This window comes from Rothia koreensis (assembly GCF_052232265.1).
Lineage (GTDB): Bacteria > Actinomycetota > Actinomycetes > Actinomycetales > Micrococcaceae > Rothia > Rothia koreensis.
Window position 1 is genome coordinate 734,980 of record NZ_CP197643.1, and the last position, 16,473, is coordinate 751,452.

The window sequence follows — 16,473 nt, forward strand, 5'->3', positions numbered from 1 at the left end:
ATCATGAGTGGCCCTGCAACGGAGAAACCCTCCAGACCGCTTCCGCCCCTGACCGAAGGCGTGCACAAACGGCGCTTGGGTCTGGTCGCCCTCGTCGCGACCTTCGGCGGCTTGCTGTTCGGCTACGACACCGGCGTCATCAACGGAGCTCTCGAGCCGATGTCGGCGGAGCTCGGGCTCAAAGCCGACACCCAGGGCCTCGTCACGAGCTCTTTGCTCGTGGGCGCGGCCGTTGGTGCGGTGAGCATCGGCAAGCTCTCGGACGCCTGGGGTCGTCGCAAGACGATCATCATGCTCGCCGTCCTGTTCTTCCTCGGAACGGCCGTGTGCGTGTTCGCACCGGAGATCGTCGTCCTGCTCATCGGTCGCTTCCTCCTCGGCATGGCCGTGGGCGGCGCATCGACCGTGGTCCCCGTGTTCCTCGCGGAGCTCGCCCCGTACGAGATCCGCGGTTCGCTCTCCGGGCGCAACGAAATGATGATCGTCGTGGGTCAGCTCGCGGCCTTCGTGGTCAACGCAATTCTGGGCAACACGCTCGGCCACATGGACCACGTCTGGCGCATCATGCTCGCGATCTGTGCCCTCCCGGCCATTTGTCTGTTCTTCGGGATGCTCCGCATGCCCGAGTCGCCCCGTTGGTTGATCAATCAGGGTCGCCACGATGAAGCCCTGGCCGTCCTGAAGACGATCCGCTCCGAGGAGCGGGCCATTGCCGAGATCGAGGACGTCCAGCAGGTCAACGAGCTCGAGAAGAAGGAGAACGAGACCGGGCTCAAGTCGGTCCTCAAGAACAAGTGGTTGTTGCGCATCCTGCTCGTCGGTATTGCGCTCGCGGTCTTCCAGCAGCTCACCGGCATCAACTCGATCATGTACTACGGGTCGATCGTTCTCGAGCAGTCCGGATTCGCGCTCAACGCTGCGCTCGTCGCCAACATCGCTCCCGGTGTCATCGCGGTGATCGGTGCATTCATCGCCCTGTGGATGATGGAGAAGATCAACCGCCGCACCACCGTCATCACGGGGTACACGCTCGTGACCCTGTTCCACGTGCTGATCGGCATCGCATCCTTTGCGGTTCCTGCCGACTCTGCCGCCCGCCCGTACATCATCCTGATTCTGGTGGTGTGTTTCGTGGGGTCCATGCAGACCTTCCTGAACGTCGCGACCTGGGTTCTGCTCTCCGAGATCTTCCCGCTGCACATGCGCGCGGTGGGCATGGGGTTCTCCGTGTTCTGCATGTGGATCGCCAACGCCCTCGTGAGCTACTTCTTCCCGGTCGCCCTCGAAGCAGTCGGCCTGACGGGGTCGTTCTTCGGCTTCGCCGTCATCAACGCGATCGCGATCCTGGTGATGTTCAAGTTCCTGCCCGAAACCCGCGGCCGGACCCTCGAATCCGTCGAGGAGGACGTCACGACAGGCGCCATCTTCGCGGTGGGACGCAAGAAGTAGTAGTCCCTCCGATGCGCTGACACGGCGGCCCTCCCCACCCGGTCATCCGGGCAGGGGAGGGCCGCCGTGTCGTGTCTCGGCGTCATTCTTGCAATACCGAGACGACGGACGGAGTATCAGTACATGACCTGCATCACCATTCCGGAAACCATGCGCGCCGCCATCTGGCAAGGGGATTCACCCCGACTCACGACCGAGGACGTCCCCGTCCCGGTCCCTTCGCGAGATGAAGCGCTCGTGCGCATCACGTCCTGCGGGGTGTGCCACACGGACCTCCACGTGCTGAAGGGCGAAGTCGCCTTTCCGGCTCCGGGCGTCATCGGCCATGAGATCAGCGGCGACGTCGTCGCGATCGGTGAAGGCACCGAGGACGCCGGTGGCATCGAGGTGGGGACTCCCGTGATCGGCGCGTTCATCATGCCCTGCACGGAGTGCGAACAGTGCCTCCGGGGAAGGGACGACCTGTGCGAGAAGTTCTTCGGAGAAAACCGGCTCAAAGGCAACCTGTTCGATGGGACCTCTCGTTTGGCCACGGCCGACGGCCGGCGTCTGTCCATGTATTCGATGGCCGGAATGGCCGAATACTCGGTCGTTCCGATCTCCGCCCTGACCCCGCGCCCCCAGAACGTCCCGGCCGAAGAGGGCGCAATCCTCGGGTGCGCCGCGTTCACGGCCTATGGGGCCGTGCGGAAATCGGGCCTGATGGAGGGCGAGACGGTCGCGGTGGTGGCCGTCGGCGGCGTCGGAACCAGTCTGATCCAGGTCGCGAAACACCAGGGTGCCTCCAAGGTCATCGCGATCGACGTCGCCGACGAGAAGCTCGAAGCTGCCCGCCGTCTCGGCGCGGACGAGGTCGTCAATTCGACCACCACGGATCCCCGGGAGGCGGTCCGGGAGATGACTGATGGCAAGGGGGTCCACGTGGCCTTCGAGGCCTTGGGTCGGCCCGAGACTTTCACGCAGGCGGCATCCCTCCTGCGCGAAGGAGGCAGGATGATCGCCATCGGTATTGCCCCGGGCGGGGTCTACGGGGAGGTCGAGATCAGTCCGCTGGTGCGGCGGGGCCAGACCGTGACCGGGTCCTTTGGTGCCGTGACCAGGGTGGATCTTCCCGCCGTCGCCCAGCTCGCCGCTGACGGGGGATACCGGCTCAAAGAGGCGGTGACCAGGCGCTACTCCCTGGAGGAAGTTGATGAGGCCTATCAGGCCCTCGATCGGGGCGAGATCACCGGACGCGCGATTGTCGTCATGTGAGACGTGGTGAAGCGAGGGGTCGAGATCGGTCGCGGGCGGACCACAATGGAGCCATGAGCACACGCGCAAGACCGAAGGCCGCGACCGTGGCGTCCCTGGCCGCGGCCGCCTATGTCTTCACCACGGTCATGCTGGGCACGACCCTTCCGACCCCCTTGTATCCGCAGTACCAGTCCGAATTCGGATTCCGCGGCACGGTCACGACCGAACTGTTCGCAATCTACGCCGGCGGCGTGATCCTCGGCCTGATTCTCTTCGGCAGGCTCTCGGAAATGCTCGGCCGGCGACCCGTTCTGTTGGCCGGGGTGATCCTCTCGATCGCATCCGCGGTGCTGTTCTGCATAGGAACCCAGGAATGGTTGCTGTTCGTGGGCAGGGTGCTCTCCGGGCTTGCCGCCGGGCTGCTGACCTCCACCGGAACCGTCAGCGTCATGGAGAACGCCCCCGTGGGCCGCGAACGACTCGGTGGGGCGGTGGCAACGGCCGCCAACATCGGTGGCCTGGGGTTGGGCATCGTGCTGGCCGGCGTCGCATCGCAGGTCGCGCTGGTTGCGTTTCAGGATGGCTGGTCACTGCGCGCACCGTACGTGCTACACATGGTGATGCTGGTCCTTGCCGGTCTGGCTCTGCTTCCCATGCGGGATCCGATCGAACGACGACGCGGCGCCTTCCGCCTCCAGATGCCCGGCGTTCCGGCCGAGACCCGTCACGTTTTCGGCCCGGCGTCGCTGGGCGCCGTGGTCGGATTCGCCACGATGGGCATTTACTCGTCGGTTGTGCCCAACGTGCTGTCCCAGATGCTCTCCGTGACTGCCCCGGCGGCGTTGGGCCTGATCATCGGCGCTGTCTTCCTGGCTTCGGCCGCGGCGCAGGTTGCGTTGAAGAGCCTCTCCGATCGTTGGCTCATTCTCTGCGGTTCACTGTCCCTGGCCTGCGGGATGCTGCTCGGTATCCTGACGCTGCGCTTCGAATCCCTGCCGATGCTTGTTCTCGCGGCGATCCTGAACGGGGCGGGCCAGGGCCTGCTGTTCATGACCGGGTTGCGAGTCGTGACCGCCGCGACCGCTTCCGAACACCGAACCGAGGTCACCACGAGCTATTTCGTCGTCGCATACCTGTCCATCTCGATCCCCTCCGTCGCGGCCGGGTTGCTGATTCCCGTCCTCGGGCTGGCGGCCACGGGTCTGCTCTCGTTCTCGGTCCTGGGCCTCGCCGTCCTGGCGGGTCTGTTCAACCTCCGCCGGTTCTCGTCGAGTTGAGGGGGGGGCGTCGTCCTCCGGGGCGTCGTACGGGGCGTCGTCGTCCGGGGAGTACGACGACGTGGCAGTTTCGTGCGGTTCTTGGCGCGAGGTGGCATTCGAGTGCGGTTCTTCGCGCGAGGTGGCAACTGTGTGCGGTTCTTCGCGTGAGGTGGCAGCTTTGTGCGGTTTTGGCCCCAAAAACTGCACGGGAATGCCACCTCGGCGCCGATACCGCACGAAACTGCCACCTCGGCGCCGGCACCGCACAGGATTGCCACCTCGGCGCCGGTACCGCACGAAACTGCAACCTCGAGCCCGGCACCGCACAAAACTGCCGCCTCGGCGCGCCTAACCGGCCGTCACTCGCATCGTGTGCTCGACCAGGGCCTTTGTCGCCGGTTTGAGCTGGGCCCCGCGTCGGGTCAGCGCGTGCACGTCCCGGTACAGCTCGGGGGAGTTGTCCGCGGACCATTCGATCGCGTGGGCCGGCCGCTCGATGGGGGTCAGGCCGTTGTCGAAGACCATGTCGGGCAGGAACGCGGCGGCCATGCCCGCGCGGACGAGGTCGTGGTGGAAGCGCAGGTCGGAGGATTCGTAACTGACCCGGGGCTCGAAGCCCGCGCGACGGCACGTGCTCAAGGCCCATTCCGCGGCCGTGCTCCCGGAGGGTTCGAGGACCCAGGGCACGTCCGCCAGGTCCTGGAGCGAGTCGACCGGCCACGGGGAGTAGGCGACGATGCGGTCCCGGAACAGGTGCACCGAATTCAACTCGGTCTCGACCGGCTGCGGACGGCCCGAGAACTCGTCCGTGATGGCGACGTCGATGCGCCGACCGACCAGGCTCGAAATCGCCGCCGTCGGCTCCTGGAGCGCGAACTCGACCGTGACCTGCGGATACGAAGCCTTCATCCGGTGCAGGATCTCAGCGAAGTACGAGACGGCGAAGGAGCCGAAGGACGCGAGTCGCACCGTTCCGTGGACGTCGCTGAGGGCGGCGTCGACATCGGCCTCCGCGCTCTCCAGGATGCCGACCACCTGATCCGCCCTCCGGGCGAGTTTCTTGCCCATCGGGGTCAGGAGGGTTCGACGGCCGACCCGTTCGGTCAGGGGGATCCCGACTTCCCGCTCCAACAGTGCGAGTTGCTGGGACACGGCGGCGGGGCTGATCTCATGGGCGCGGGCGACGGCGGCCAGGCTCCCGCGGGAGTCCAGCTCGCGCAACAGGATCAGTCGTTGGACGTTCAGCACGGTCGGTCCTTATCAGGGAAAGGGGGATCTTTAACTACAACTTAACCCTATGGGCAAGTTGCCCCTTCTTCTTCCCCTTGTCAGCCACGCATAGCATCGATAGCACCACGAAGCGAGAGGTGGCTCACAGAGCTCGAGAGGAGGGGAATTGTCCCGACAGAACGTGGACGGCACCAGGGAGGCCCCGTTTTCCGCGGAAGAGTTCGAAGCTCGTCGCCAGCGGGTCCGGGAACTGGCCGTCGCCGAGGGTCTCGATGCCCTCCTGGTCGCGGATCCGGCCAACATCTACTATCTGACCGGCTACGACGCCTGGTCCTTCTACACACCCCAGTTGCTGTTCGTCCCGGTCGACGGCGACCTTCGATTCTTCGCCCGCGAGATGGACGCCAACGGAGCCCACAGGACCATCACCCAGGTTCCCGGGGACCGGATCTTCGGGTATCCGGAAACCTACATCCACCAGGTCGATGTCCATCCCGGCGACTGGATCGCCGAGTCCCTGCGTGAATTGGGCTACGGCGGAGCCCTGCGCGTCGGGTATGAGGGCGACGCCGCCTTCTTCACCGTCCGCACGTACCGGTCCCTCGTGGACGGTCTGCCGAGCTGGAACCTCGTGGAGTCCCACAACCTCGTCAACTGGGCACGCCTCATCAAGTCCGACGCCGAGATCGCCTACATGCGACAGGCCGGCCGGATCTGCGAGATTGCCATGAACACTGCCTTTGCCGGGCTCCGTCCCGGCCGCCCCCAGAACCAGGTCGCCGCCGATGTCATGGCGGCCCAGGCGAGGGGCGAAGGCGACGTGGACGGCGACTACGCATCGATCGTCCCCATGTTTCCCACCGGTGCTGGCGCCGATACCCCGCATCTGACGTGGGCGGATACGCCCACTCCTCGGGGGTTGCCGATCTCGGTCGAATTGGCGGGAGCCCACCGTCGGTACCACGCGCCGTTGGCCCGGACCGCCATCATCGGCAGTCCACAACCGGACCTCGAGCGCCTGGCCGGAGTCACGGACGAGGCATTGGAAGCGGCCCTTGAGGTCGTCCGCGAGGGGAGCACCAGCGACGACGTCGCCCGCGCATTCACCGCGGTGCTTGACCGGAACGGGTACTCCAAGAATTCCCGGTTGGGCTATTCGATCGGCGTCGGCTATCCGCCGGACTGGGGTGAACGGACCGTGAGCATCAGGGAGGGCGACACCACGGTTCTCCACACCAACATGACTTTCCATCTCATCGCCGGCATGTGGCTGACCGGCATGGGATACGAGGTCTCGGAATCCATCAGGGTCACGCCCACCGGATGCGAGACCTTCAGCAGCATTCCGCACGGCCTCATCAGACTCGACTCAGGGAGGTAACCATGACAACCCCAACCATCTCCACGACCCGCCTGGCCAGCAGAGCCAGCGAGCTCAAGGGGTCCGTGATCGATGCCTCGACGGCCCTCCTTGCCAGCCAGACCCATGACATCGTCCGTTTCGCGATGGGTGCGCCCAATGACGAACTGATCCCCACGGAAGACTTCGGGCGCATCCTCGGGACCGCAGCCGAGGGCCGCTTCGGCTACGGCGCGAGCGAGGGAGAAGCCGACCTGGTCGACCAGATCGTTCGCTACCAGGCCTCGCGCGGCATCGAGACGAGTCCCGAACGCATCGTCGTGACAACGGGCGGGATGCAGGGGCTCGACATCGCGTTCAAGATGCTCGTGGACCCGGGCGACGGCGTCATCGTGGAATGCCCCACGTACACCAACGGCATCGGTACGGCCCTGAGTTACCAGGCCTCCGTGATCGAGGCGCCGATGGATGAGAACGGGCTCGTGGTCGAAGCGTTGCCCGATCTGGTCGAGAACTTCGGGAAGACCCCCAAGGCCATTTACACGATCCCCAATTTCCAGAACCCGAGCGGGACCACGATGTCGCGGGAACGCCGCGAACTGCTCCTGGAACTCGCAGAGAAGTGGGACGCGTACATCGTCGACGACGACCCGTACGGCGCCCTTCGCTTCGAGGGCGACGAGGTCCCAGGGTTCCTGGAACTCAGCCCCGGAAATCCGAGGGTCATCCAGGTCCGCACGTTTTCCAAGACGCTGGCCCCGGGCCTGCGCGTGGGCTGGATGGAGCTCGACCCCTCCCTCCGGGACATCGCGGTCAACGCAAAACCGGCCATGGACACGTGCACCAGCGTTCCGATGCAGAAGGTCGTCTCGGACTACCTCGCGGAAGGGAAACTGGACGAACACATCGACTGGTTGCGTTCGATCTACCGGGAGCGCAAGGAAGCGATGACGCAGGCCCTCGCGGAGCGTTTCGGTGACGACATCCGGTCCACCGACCCCGACGGCGGTTTCTTCCTGTGGATCGATCTCCAGGGCAAGTACTCCGGGATCGACACCGAAGAACTGTTCCCGCTCGCGCTGCGCCACGGCGTCGCGTACATCCCGGGGCCGGCCTTCACCGACTCGGGGAGCCAGCGCCATTCGTTGCGTCTGTGCTTCGCCACGTCCTCGCCCGAACGGATCCGCGAGGGTGTCGAGAGGCTCGGGACCGCACTGGACGAGTTCGCGGAGCAGCGGCGGGGGACTCTCTGATGACGTCGATCGACCTCGCCGCCACGGACACGCGGCGCGCGGAGAAGGTGACCGGAAGGATCGACGCCGAGAGCATCGTCGCGCTCGCGGAGGAACTGATTCGTGCCGGTGGCGAGAACCCCGGCGGCACGGAGGAGGCGACCGTCGTCTCCTTGTCCGGGGCGCTCGCGGCGATCGGGGCACGGACCGAGGTCGACGAGGTGGCTCCGGGCCGTTCGAACCTGACGGCCAGGCTCGGCGGAGACGGGACCGGGAACGGTGGCGTCCTCTTCCTCGGCCACAGTGACGTGGTCCCCGCAGGCGCCGGGTGGACCGCCGACCCGTTCGAACCGCGTCGGTGGGGAGACCGCCTCATCGGACGCGGGTCCTCCGACATGAAGGGCGGGCTGGCCTCCCTCGTGGTCGCCATGAACGCCGTCCACGCGGTCGCGCCCGAGGTCCCCATGACGCTGCTGGTCACGGTCGACGAAGAATGCGACGCCGCCGGGGCGCAGCATTACGTGGCCTCCGAACCGGCGGGGGAGTACACCGGCTGCGTGGCCGCCGAGCCCACGGGCATGCAGATCATCACGGCGTGCCGGGGAGCAACCAATCTCAGGCTCGAGATCACCGGCGCCAGCGCCCATGCCGGCAACCCGGACGACGGCGCGAGCGCGATCCTCGCCGCGAGCGACGTGATCGGCACGATCGAGGCCGACGACGTCGCCCTGCGGTCCCACCCGGATCCGGAACTCGGCCGGGCGTGCTGGAACGTGGGGTCGATCCGAGGCGGTCACGGAACATCGATCGTTGCGGGCCAGTGCGAGCTCGCGTTGGACCGCCGGACGCTGCCCGGAGAGGACCCCGCCACGATCCTGTCCGAGATCCTGGCCCAGTCCACGCGGGCCGTGCGCGGACGCAGCCGTGCGGGAGCGGAACGGATCTCCCTGACCGGTTCCATCGACATGATCATGCCGGGGTTCAGGACGGACCCCGAGGACGACTTCGTGGCCCGATGCCAGGACGCGGTGCGGCGTGCTGGTGGCAGCGGAGAGACCGGGGTATGGACGGCCGCGTGCGAGGGCGGCTTCGTCAACCGCGTCCACCAGATACCCACGGTGGTTCTCGGCCCCGGCGACGTCAACAACCAAGCCCATCAACCCGACGAAAGCGTGGAGATACCTGAACTGCTGGAAGCGGCGAGAACCTACGCGCTGATAGCCCTCCGCTCATCGAAGTCCATGACCACCTGACCGACCCCCACTGAACGGGTGGACACCCACCCTTGCACCTTCGGGAGGACCCCATGTCCCAGAGCCCTGTCTACGAACCGCCCCCGATCACATCCGAGATCGACATGACGGTCGACGAGAAGAAGACGGCGCGAAAGTCCGTCGCCGGCTCGGCCATCGGCAATGCCATCGAATGGTTCGACTACGGCATCTACGGCTACCTGCTCGTCTACATCTCGGACCTCTTCTTCACGTTCGACGACGACGGCGGCGCGCTCGCGCGCGTCATGGCCCTGGGCACCTTTGCCGTCTCCTTCCTCGTCCGGCCCCTGGGCGGATTCATCTTCGGTCCGCTGGGCGACAAGTTCGGACGTCAGAAGGTCTTGGTGCTCACCATCGCCCTGATCAGTACGTCCACGGCCTGCATCGGGCTGCTGCCGACCTACAACACGGTCGGCTTCCTGGCACCGATCGCGCTGATCCTGCTGCGCGCGATCCAGGGTTTCTCGGCGGGCGGCGAGTACGCCGGCGCGGCGGTTTTCATGGCCGAGCACGCTCCGGACAATCGCCGCGGGATCTACGGATGCTTCCTCGAATTCGGAACGCTGGTCGGGTACAGCGGTGCCGCCATCCTCTGCACCGTCCTGACGCTGATCGTCGGCGAGGACGGCATGATGGCGGGCTGGTGGAGGCTTCCCTTCGTCCTCACGATTCTCATGGGCATCCTTGCCCTGTGGATGCGGCGCCACCTGCACGACCCGGAGACGTTCACCGAGGACGTCGAGGAAGAGGTCGATCAGCCCTCGGCCCTCAGGGCCCTCGGGAACCTGTTGAAGACCTACCCGCTCCAGGTGCTCAAGCTCATCGGGTTCGTGACGCTGCTCAACATCGCGTTCTACCTCGTGCTGACCTACATGCCGAGCTACCTTTCCGCGACGCTCGGCCACAGCACAGCCCAGTCGAACTTCTCCCTGGTCATCATCCAGCTGGTCATGATCGCGGTGATCGTTCCCTTCGGCGCACTCAGCGACAAGATCGGGCGGCGCCCGATCCTCATCGTCGCCTCGGCCGGGTTCGTGCTGCTGTCGGTTCCGGCCATGATGCTGATTCAGGTCGATTCCTTCGTGACCCAGCTGCTCGGCATCGGGATCCTCGGGCTCTTCCTGGTCATGCTCATCTCCACGATCTCGGCGACGTTGCCTGCGCTGTTTCCGACCAAGGTCCGGTATTCGGGGTTCGCCGTCGGGTACAACATCTCGACCGCGATCTTCGGCGGCACGGCCGGCATGGTCAATGAGCTGCTGATCAACAAGACCGGCAACCCGTTGGTCCCGGGCTGGTACCTCGCGGCCGCGGGCGTCGTCGGGCTGATCGCGGTCCTCACCTTCCGGGAGACGGCGGGGCGGTCCCTGCGAGGGAACGTGGTTCCCGGCGCGGACGACGACCTGCGGATGGCCCGCGGAGAAGAACTGATCGGTGCCAAGACCGGTTCGACGTCGACGGTCGGCCGGACCGACGTCTCCGACGAGAACTCGACGAAAGGATAGACAGTGACGGAACAGCAACCAGTGGCCCTGGTGACCGGGGCGAACTCCGGCATCGGTGTGGAAATCGCCCGGCGCCTGGTCGACGACGGCTTCTTGGTGGTCCTCTCAGGTCGCAATGACGACCGGGGCCGGGCGGTGACCTCGGAGCTCGGCCAGAACGCCCGGTGGGTCAGGGCCGACCTGACCGATTCCGAGGACATCCAGCGGCTCGTGGACGAAACCGTGTCCACGGGTGGACGCCTGGACGTCCTGGTCAACAACGCCGGGGTGGACCTCATCGGCTCGGTCCTGGATCTCCCGGAGGAGAAACTCCGCGAGAACTTCGAGATCAACGTCTTCGGGACCATTGCCGCGCTGCAGGCCGCTGGCCGCGTCATGCGGGACCAGGGCGACGGCGGGGCAATCATCAACATCACCTCGCGCTTGGCCCTGATCGGTGTTCCCACCATGAGCCTCTACAGCGCCGGCAAGGGTGCGATCCAGTCGCTGACGACGGCGGCCGCCGTCGAGCTCGCACCCCACAACATTCGGGTCAACGCTGTGGCCCCGGGCATGGCACGGACCCCGCTGTACGACACGTGGGTCGCCGACCAGGACGACCCGGAGGCCACGGAGAAGGACGTCGCCGGAAAGATCCCGCTCGGACGGATCGCCGAGCCCTCGGACGTCGCGGCCGCCGTGTCCTACCTGGCCAGCCCCGGCGCAGCGTACGTCACCGGAACCACGATCCCGGTCGAGGGCGGATACATCTCGCAATGAACACCGTTGAGTCAGAAAGGACCACGATCATGACCACCACCATCGAGAACAACGCCTCGGAAGCCACGAACAAGGCTCCGGTCGACGGTCCCGCCCTGTGGCCTGCCCAGGCGCAGGCGCCGCAGGTCATCGGGCGGCAGCTCGTGATCGAAGGCGGCGAGGGGTCCTACATCGTCACGCGGGAGGGCCAACGGCTCTTCGACGGGACAGCAGGCTTGTGGCACGCCAATATCGGCCACTCCCGCCCCGAGCTGGCCCAGGCGGCCTACGACCAGATGATGAAGCTGGAGACGTACCACACCTTCGCCCGCTTCACGAACGACAAGGCGGATACCCTCGCGGAGAAACTGGCCGAGGTTTCCCCCATCCCCGACCCCAAGATCATCCTGAACAGCGGCGGGTCGGACGCGATCGACGTCGCCTGCAAGCTCGCCCGGAGGCACTGGCAGCGCGAGGGGCGGTCCTCGAAGCAGATCATCCTGAGCCGCGAATTCGCGTACCACGGGCTGCACGCCTACGGCACGAGCATCGCCGGACTGGAGTTCAACCGTGAGGGGTACGGCACCGAGTCCTTGGTCCCGGAGACGGCCCGCATCTCGCTGGACGACCCCGAGCAGGTGCGTCGGGCGGTCGAGGAGATCGGCGCGGAGAACATCGCCGCCATCGTGACCGAGCCGGTTCAGGGGACCGGCGGCGTGAACCCGCCGTCGGAGGGGTACCTGGAAACGATTCAGGAACTCTGCCGCGACAACGACATCCTGTTGATCCTCGACGAGGTCATCACCGGCTTCGGGCGTCTCGGCACGATGTTCGCCACGGAACGCTACGGGCTCGAACCCGACCTGGTGACCTTCGCCAAGGGCGTGACCTCGGGCTATGCCCCGCTGGGCGGGATCTTCGTGAGCCCCCGCATCTGGGAGCCCTTCTACGAGGATTCCCCCGACACACCGATCTTCCGGCACGGTTCGACCTATGCGGGGCACGCCACCGCGTCCGCGGTTGCCATCAAGCACCTCGAGATCCTCCGGAACGAGAACCTGGTCCAGCGGGTGCACGACCTCGAGCCCACGTTCGGTGCGGCCCTGGAATCTCTGGCCGCCCGCAACGACGACGTCGTCGAGGTCAGGTACGCCGGACTGCTGGGCGGAGTGACCCTCCGCGAAGAGGTCTCCGCGGGCGCTGTCTGCGACCGCATGGTCGACAAGGGCTTCGTCTCGAGGCCATTGCGCGGCAACACGCTCCAGGTCAGCCCGCCTTTCATCGTGACCGAACAAGAACTCGACGACTTCCTCGCCGCCATGGACGAGGCCATCCGTGAGGAGGCAGCATCGTGAACGCACGGACCAGCACCGCAACCGTGGCCCCACTCGACAGCGCCGGGATCGAGAGGGCGGACGACGTCGTTCGCGGGCTCGACCTGGCCGACACCGGGATTGCCGTCACGGACCCCGGGACGGGGGAGACGATTGCACACGTCCCGGACGCGCACAGCACCGACATCACGCGAACCCTGGGCGCGGCCCACCGGGCCGGTGCCGATTGGGCGCGGACCACGCCTCGCGAAAGGTCGAACGTCCTGCACCGTTGGTGGGAACTGCTGAACGAGAACGCCGAGGAGATCGCGCTGCTGATCACCAGGGAAATGGGCAAGACCCTTCCCGAGGCCAGGGGCGAGGTCAAGTACGGCAACGATTTCGTCCGGTGGTATGCCGAGCAGGCCGTGCGCTCAGGCGGGAACTTCCAGGAGGCCCCGGACGGCGGGTCCCGTATCGTGACCCGGCGAAGCCCCGTGGGCCTGGCGGTCCTCATCACGCCGTGGAACTTCCCGTTGGCCATGGCGACCCGGAAGATCGCCCCCGCGCTCGCGGCCGGCTGCCCCGCGGTGATCAAACCGGCCACGGCAACCCCGCTGACGGCGTACTACGCCGTCCAGCTCGCCCACGAAGCCGGAGTCCCGGAGGACCTGGTCCAGGTGGTGACCACGTCGAGTTCGAGCATGTTCAGCGAGACCGCGCTCCGGGACGAGTACACGCGGAAGGTCTCCTTCACCGGGTCCACGGAGGTCGGACGGACCCTGCTGGGCCTGGCCTCCGAGCGGGTCCTGCGGACGTCCATGGAACTTGGCGGGAACGCCCCGCTGATCGTCTTCGACGACGCCGACGTGGAACGAGCTGCAGCCGGTGCCGCCGCGGCCAAGCTCCGCAACGGTGGTCAGTCCTGCATCGCGGCCAACCGGATGTACGTGCAGAGCGGGATCGCCGACGATTTCGTGTCCGCATACCGGGAGCAGATGGAGTCGGTCCGCATCGGCCATGGTCTCACCGAGGGCGTGGGAATCGGCCCCCTGATCAACGAGGCCGCCGTGCGGGACATGGCGGGATTGGTCGAGGGCGCCGTCGAGGACGGGGCCGAACTGCTGACCGGCGGTCACGCGCCCGAGGGCGCGGGCAACTACTTCGAGCCGACCGTGCTGGACCGTGTTCCACCGAAGGCACGCATCACGGGCACGGAGATCTTCGGCCCGATCGCGGCGATCCAGCGCTTCGACGACGAGGACGAAGCCATCGCCCGGGCCAACGATACGGAGTTCGGGCTGGCCGGGTACGTCTTCACGGAGAGTCTCGACCGAGCCTTCCGGGCGGCCGACCGCCTGGAAACCGGTTTGGTGGGGATCAACCAGGGTGTCCCGTCCAATGCCGCGGCCCCCTTCGGCGGCGTCAAGCAGTCGGGGCTTGGCAGAGAGGGCGGGGCCGAGGGTCTCGAGGAATACCAGAACATTCGCTTCTACAACATCGCGTCCCGCTAGGGAACACAGGCAATATCAGAAGGAGAGAAACCATGCGCATTTCGGTCGTCAAGGAGATCAAGCCGCAGGAAGAGCGGGTCGGCCTCACTCCCGCGAATGTGTCCGAACTGGTTCGGAGCGGCCACACCGTGTTCGTCGAGTCCGGGGCCGGTGTTTCGGCGGGGTTCGAGGACGCCGCCTACCAGGAAGTCGGCGCGACGATGACGGACCAGGACGGCGCCTGGGCCCAGGCCGAACTCCTGATCAAGGTCAAGGAGCCGATCGAGGCAGAATACCGTTACCTGCGGTCTGACCTGACGCTTTTCACCTACCTTCACCTGGCCGCGGACCGCGCCCTGACGGAGGCCCTGCTCGAGGCCGGCACTCTGTCCATCGCCTACGAAACGGTCCAGGACGAGACCGGTCTCCCGCTGCTCACCCCGATGAGTGAGATCGCGGGCCGGCTCGCGGTGCACGCCGCCGCGCGCCACCTCACCCGTGACGGGAACGGGCCGGGCAAGCTTCTGGGCGGAGCGCCCGGCGTGGCTCCGGGACGCGTGGTGATCATCGGCGGCGGGGCCGTGGGTGCCAACGCGGCCCTGCTGGCCCTGGGCATGCAGGCCGAGGTCACGGTCCTCGACATGTCCCCGAAGCGGATCCGTGAACTCGAGAACATCCTGGACCGGCGCGCTCGCGTGCTGATGTCCAACCCGGTCACGGTCGAGGAAGAACTCAGGAACGCCGACGTCGTGATCGGCGCCGTGCTCGTTCCCGGTCGGGCGGCTCCGAAGGTCGTGACCAGGGATCAGCTGTCCTTGCTCAAGAAGGACGCTCTCCTGATCGACGTCGCCATCGACCAGGGTGGCGCCTTCGAGACCTCGCACGCGACGACGTACCACGACCCGATCTTCGAGGTCGACGGAATCCGGCACTACTGCGTGGCCAACATGCCCGGCACGGTCCCCGAGACCGCGACCAAGGCACTGACCAACGCGACCATGCCGTTCATCAAGTCGATCGCGAGCAACGGGGCGGAGTACGCGATCGTCTCGGATGCCGCCATCGCCAAAGGCGTCAACACCGCGAGCGGCCGGCTGGTACAGCCGGGCGTGATGGCTGCATTCCCGGACCTGGCGAAGGAATCCCCTGACGCGTCGGGCGCGAACGGGACCCCGACGACGGCGGGCGCGCCGGCCTGACGCTGGTTGGGGCTGGGGCTGGGGCTGGGGCTGGGGCTGGCTGGGGCGGGTGTGTCGTTGATGCTGGCTGGCGCAGCGGGCTGACTGTGGCAGTGGGCTGACTGGGGCAGATGCGGCGCCCGTGCACGACCACCCGTCGAGGTGGCATTGGCGTGCGGCTTCGGGATGGTTCCTCGCCCGAGGTGGCAATGGCGTGCGACTACGGGGCGAGGTGGCACTGTTGTGCGGTTTGAGGGGTGTTTTCCGCACGAGACTGCCACTTCGAGCCCGTTGGATGTTGCCGGATAGCTGTCTGGGTGGTGTGGGATGTCTCGAGGTGGCAATGGTGTGCGTTTTCGGGGTGGTTCCTCGCTCGAGGTGGCATTGGCGTGCGACTACGGGGCGAGGTGGCACTGTTGTGCGGTTTGAGGGGTGTTTTCCGCACGAGACTGCCGCCTCGAGCCCGTCGCCGCCCCGCACCCGCACAACACTGCCACCTCGAGCCCGTCGGCCCCGCCCCGCCTGCTCTCAGGGAACCACGACGGTGCTGGTCAGCGAGGTCAGGCTCGGTTCCCGCGGCGTCGACCCGAATCCGAAGTCGGGGGCGGGGTCGACCGGCGTCATCGCCCCGAGGGTCCACCCCGCCCAGGAACCGACCGAATCGCGTATCGCGTGCAGGTCGGTGGCCGCGTACCACTCGGTTCTCCCGTTGCCCGCGGTCCCCAGGGTCCGTACGCCGGGGAGGATCCACGGGGCCACGCGGTCGGTGACCCGGGCGAAGGCGAGGCTCGTCCCGAGTTTTCCAGGAATCCCGCGAAGGGCCCACCCGAGGGGACGCCGAGATCCGACGTCGAAGGTCCAGTCCAGAGGCCCCGCTCGAACCGACCACCGTACGCCGGGGGACGCCCCCGGCGGACTGTCCCCAGCATCGACTCGTACCGGTGCGATGCGGATCCTGTCGAAGGTGTAGGTCGCCGAGACGAAGTCCGCGACCCACTGGTCGGGGGCGATCAGCTCTCGGGTGCCGTCGGGATGCGCGACCATGACGTCGGCGAAGGGGCCGTGCGGAGTTCTGGACCATGCCCCCAGAACCATGCGGGTCCCGCCGGCCGTTCCGACCCCGGCGATGTGCCCGGTAAAACGGTGCCGCCCCGCGGTCGGCTCGCGTTCCGTCGGCATGACATGCCCCCCCTCACAGTGGCAAAC

Annotated in this window: 13 protein-coding genes; 11 read left to right on the forward strand and 2 right to left on the reverse strand. The window is 66.7% G+C overall.

Going from position 1 to position 16,473, the window contains the following annotated elements; all coding sequences use genetic code 11:
- The first annotated feature begins 3 nt into the window (after nucleotides 1-3).
- The 3 genes from ACTSLZ_RS03185 (at nucleotide 4) to ACTSLZ_RS03195 (ending at nucleotide 3,962) form a co-directional block, all read left to right on the forward strand.
- On the forward strand, nucleotides 4-1,449 hold the full coding sequence (locus tag ACTSLZ_RS03185) for a sugar porter family MFS transporter (protein WP_178979251.1): 1,446 nt from the start codon (nucleotides 4-6) through the stop codon (nucleotides 1,447-1,449).
- A 123-nt stretch (nucleotides 1,450-1,572) separates the two neighbouring features.
- Nucleotides 1,573-2,703, forward strand: a complete 1,131-nt coding sequence (locus tag ACTSLZ_RS03190) for a zinc-binding dehydrogenase (RefSeq protein ID WP_443095689.1) — start codon at nucleotides 1,573-1,575, stop codon at nucleotides 2,701-2,703.
- Between the two features lie 53 nt (nucleotides 2,704-2,756).
- Nucleotides 2,757-3,962 carry an MFS transporter gene (locus ACTSLZ_RS03195; protein WP_443095690.1) on the forward strand — a complete coding sequence of 402 codons (1,206 nt, stop codon included), beginning with the start codon at nucleotides 2,757-2,759 and terminating at the stop codon, nucleotides 3,960-3,962.
- Nucleotides 3,963-4,292: 330 nt separating this feature from the next.
- Here ACTSLZ_RS03195 and ACTSLZ_RS03200 read toward each other — a convergent pair whose 3' ends face one another.
- Entirely contained in the window at nucleotides 4,293-5,192 is a 900-nt protein-coding gene (locus ACTSLZ_RS03200) for a LysR family transcriptional regulator (protein WP_443095691.1), read from the reverse strand.
- A 148-nt stretch (nucleotides 5,193-5,340) separates the two neighbouring features.
- On the opposite strand from ACTSLZ_RS03200, the gene ACTSLZ_RS03205 reads away from it, so the two are divergent.
- From ACTSLZ_RS03205 to ald, 8 genes are read left to right on the forward strand one after another with little or no spacing between them, the layout of a single operon-like run.
- Nucleotides 5,341-6,555: a M24 family metallopeptidase gene (locus ACTSLZ_RS03205; protein WP_156265507.1), complete on the forward strand. Its 1,215-nt coding sequence runs from the start codon at nucleotides 5,341-5,343 to the stop codon at nucleotides 6,553-6,555.
- A gap of 2 nt (nucleotides 6,556-6,557) precedes the next feature.
- Complete coding sequence (locus ACTSLZ_RS03210; RefSeq protein ID WP_443095692.1) at nucleotides 6,558-7,787, forward strand: aminotransferase-like domain-containing protein; 1,230 nt, start codon at nucleotides 6,558-6,560, stop codon at nucleotides 7,785-7,787.
- Nucleotides 7,787-9,019: a M20 family metallopeptidase gene (locus ACTSLZ_RS03215; RefSeq protein WP_443095693.1), complete on the forward strand. Its 1,233-nt coding sequence runs from the start codon at nucleotides 7,787-7,789 to the stop codon at nucleotides 9,017-9,019. Before ACTSLZ_RS03210 ends, ACTSLZ_RS03215 begins: the two co-directional genes overlap by 1 nt.
- A 53-nt stretch (nucleotides 9,020-9,072) precedes the next feature.
- Complete coding sequence (locus ACTSLZ_RS03220; protein ID WP_443095694.1) at nucleotides 9,073-10,545, forward strand: MFS transporter; 1,473 nt, start codon at nucleotides 9,073-9,075, stop codon at nucleotides 10,543-10,545.
- Nucleotides 10,546-10,548: 3 nt separating this feature from the next.
- Nucleotides 10,549-11,304, forward strand: a complete 756-nt coding sequence (locus ACTSLZ_RS03225; RefSeq protein WP_129315281.1) for an SDR family NAD(P)-dependent oxidoreductase — start codon at nucleotides 10,549-10,551, stop codon at nucleotides 11,302-11,304.
- A gap of 29 nt (nucleotides 11,305-11,333) precedes the next feature.
- Complete coding sequence (locus ACTSLZ_RS03230) at nucleotides 11,334-12,638, forward strand: aminotransferase family protein (protein ID WP_443095695.1); 1,305 nt, start codon at nucleotides 11,334-11,336, stop codon at nucleotides 12,636-12,638.
- Nucleotides 12,635-14,110: an NAD-dependent succinate-semialdehyde dehydrogenase gene (locus ACTSLZ_RS03235; protein ID WP_443095696.1), complete on the forward strand. Its 1,476-nt coding sequence runs from the start codon at nucleotides 12,635-12,637 to the stop codon at nucleotides 14,108-14,110. Before ACTSLZ_RS03230 ends, ACTSLZ_RS03235 begins: the two co-directional genes overlap by 4 nt.
- A 32-nt stretch (nucleotides 14,111-14,142) precedes the next feature.
- Nucleotides 14,143-15,288, forward strand: coding sequence for an alanine dehydrogenase (ald, locus tag ACTSLZ_RS03240; protein ID WP_129315279.1), 1,146 nt, complete (start codon nucleotides 14,143-14,145; stop codon nucleotides 15,286-15,288).
- A gap of 507 nt (nucleotides 15,289-15,795) precedes the next feature.
- On the opposite strand, the gene ACTSLZ_RS03245 is transcribed toward ald, so the two are convergent.
- Nucleotides 15,796-16,446, reverse strand: coding sequence for a hypothetical protein (locus tag ACTSLZ_RS03245; protein ID WP_443095697.1), 651 nt, complete (start codon nucleotides 16,444-16,446; stop codon nucleotides 15,796-15,798).
- Nucleotides 16,447-16,473: the final 27 nt, after the last annotated feature.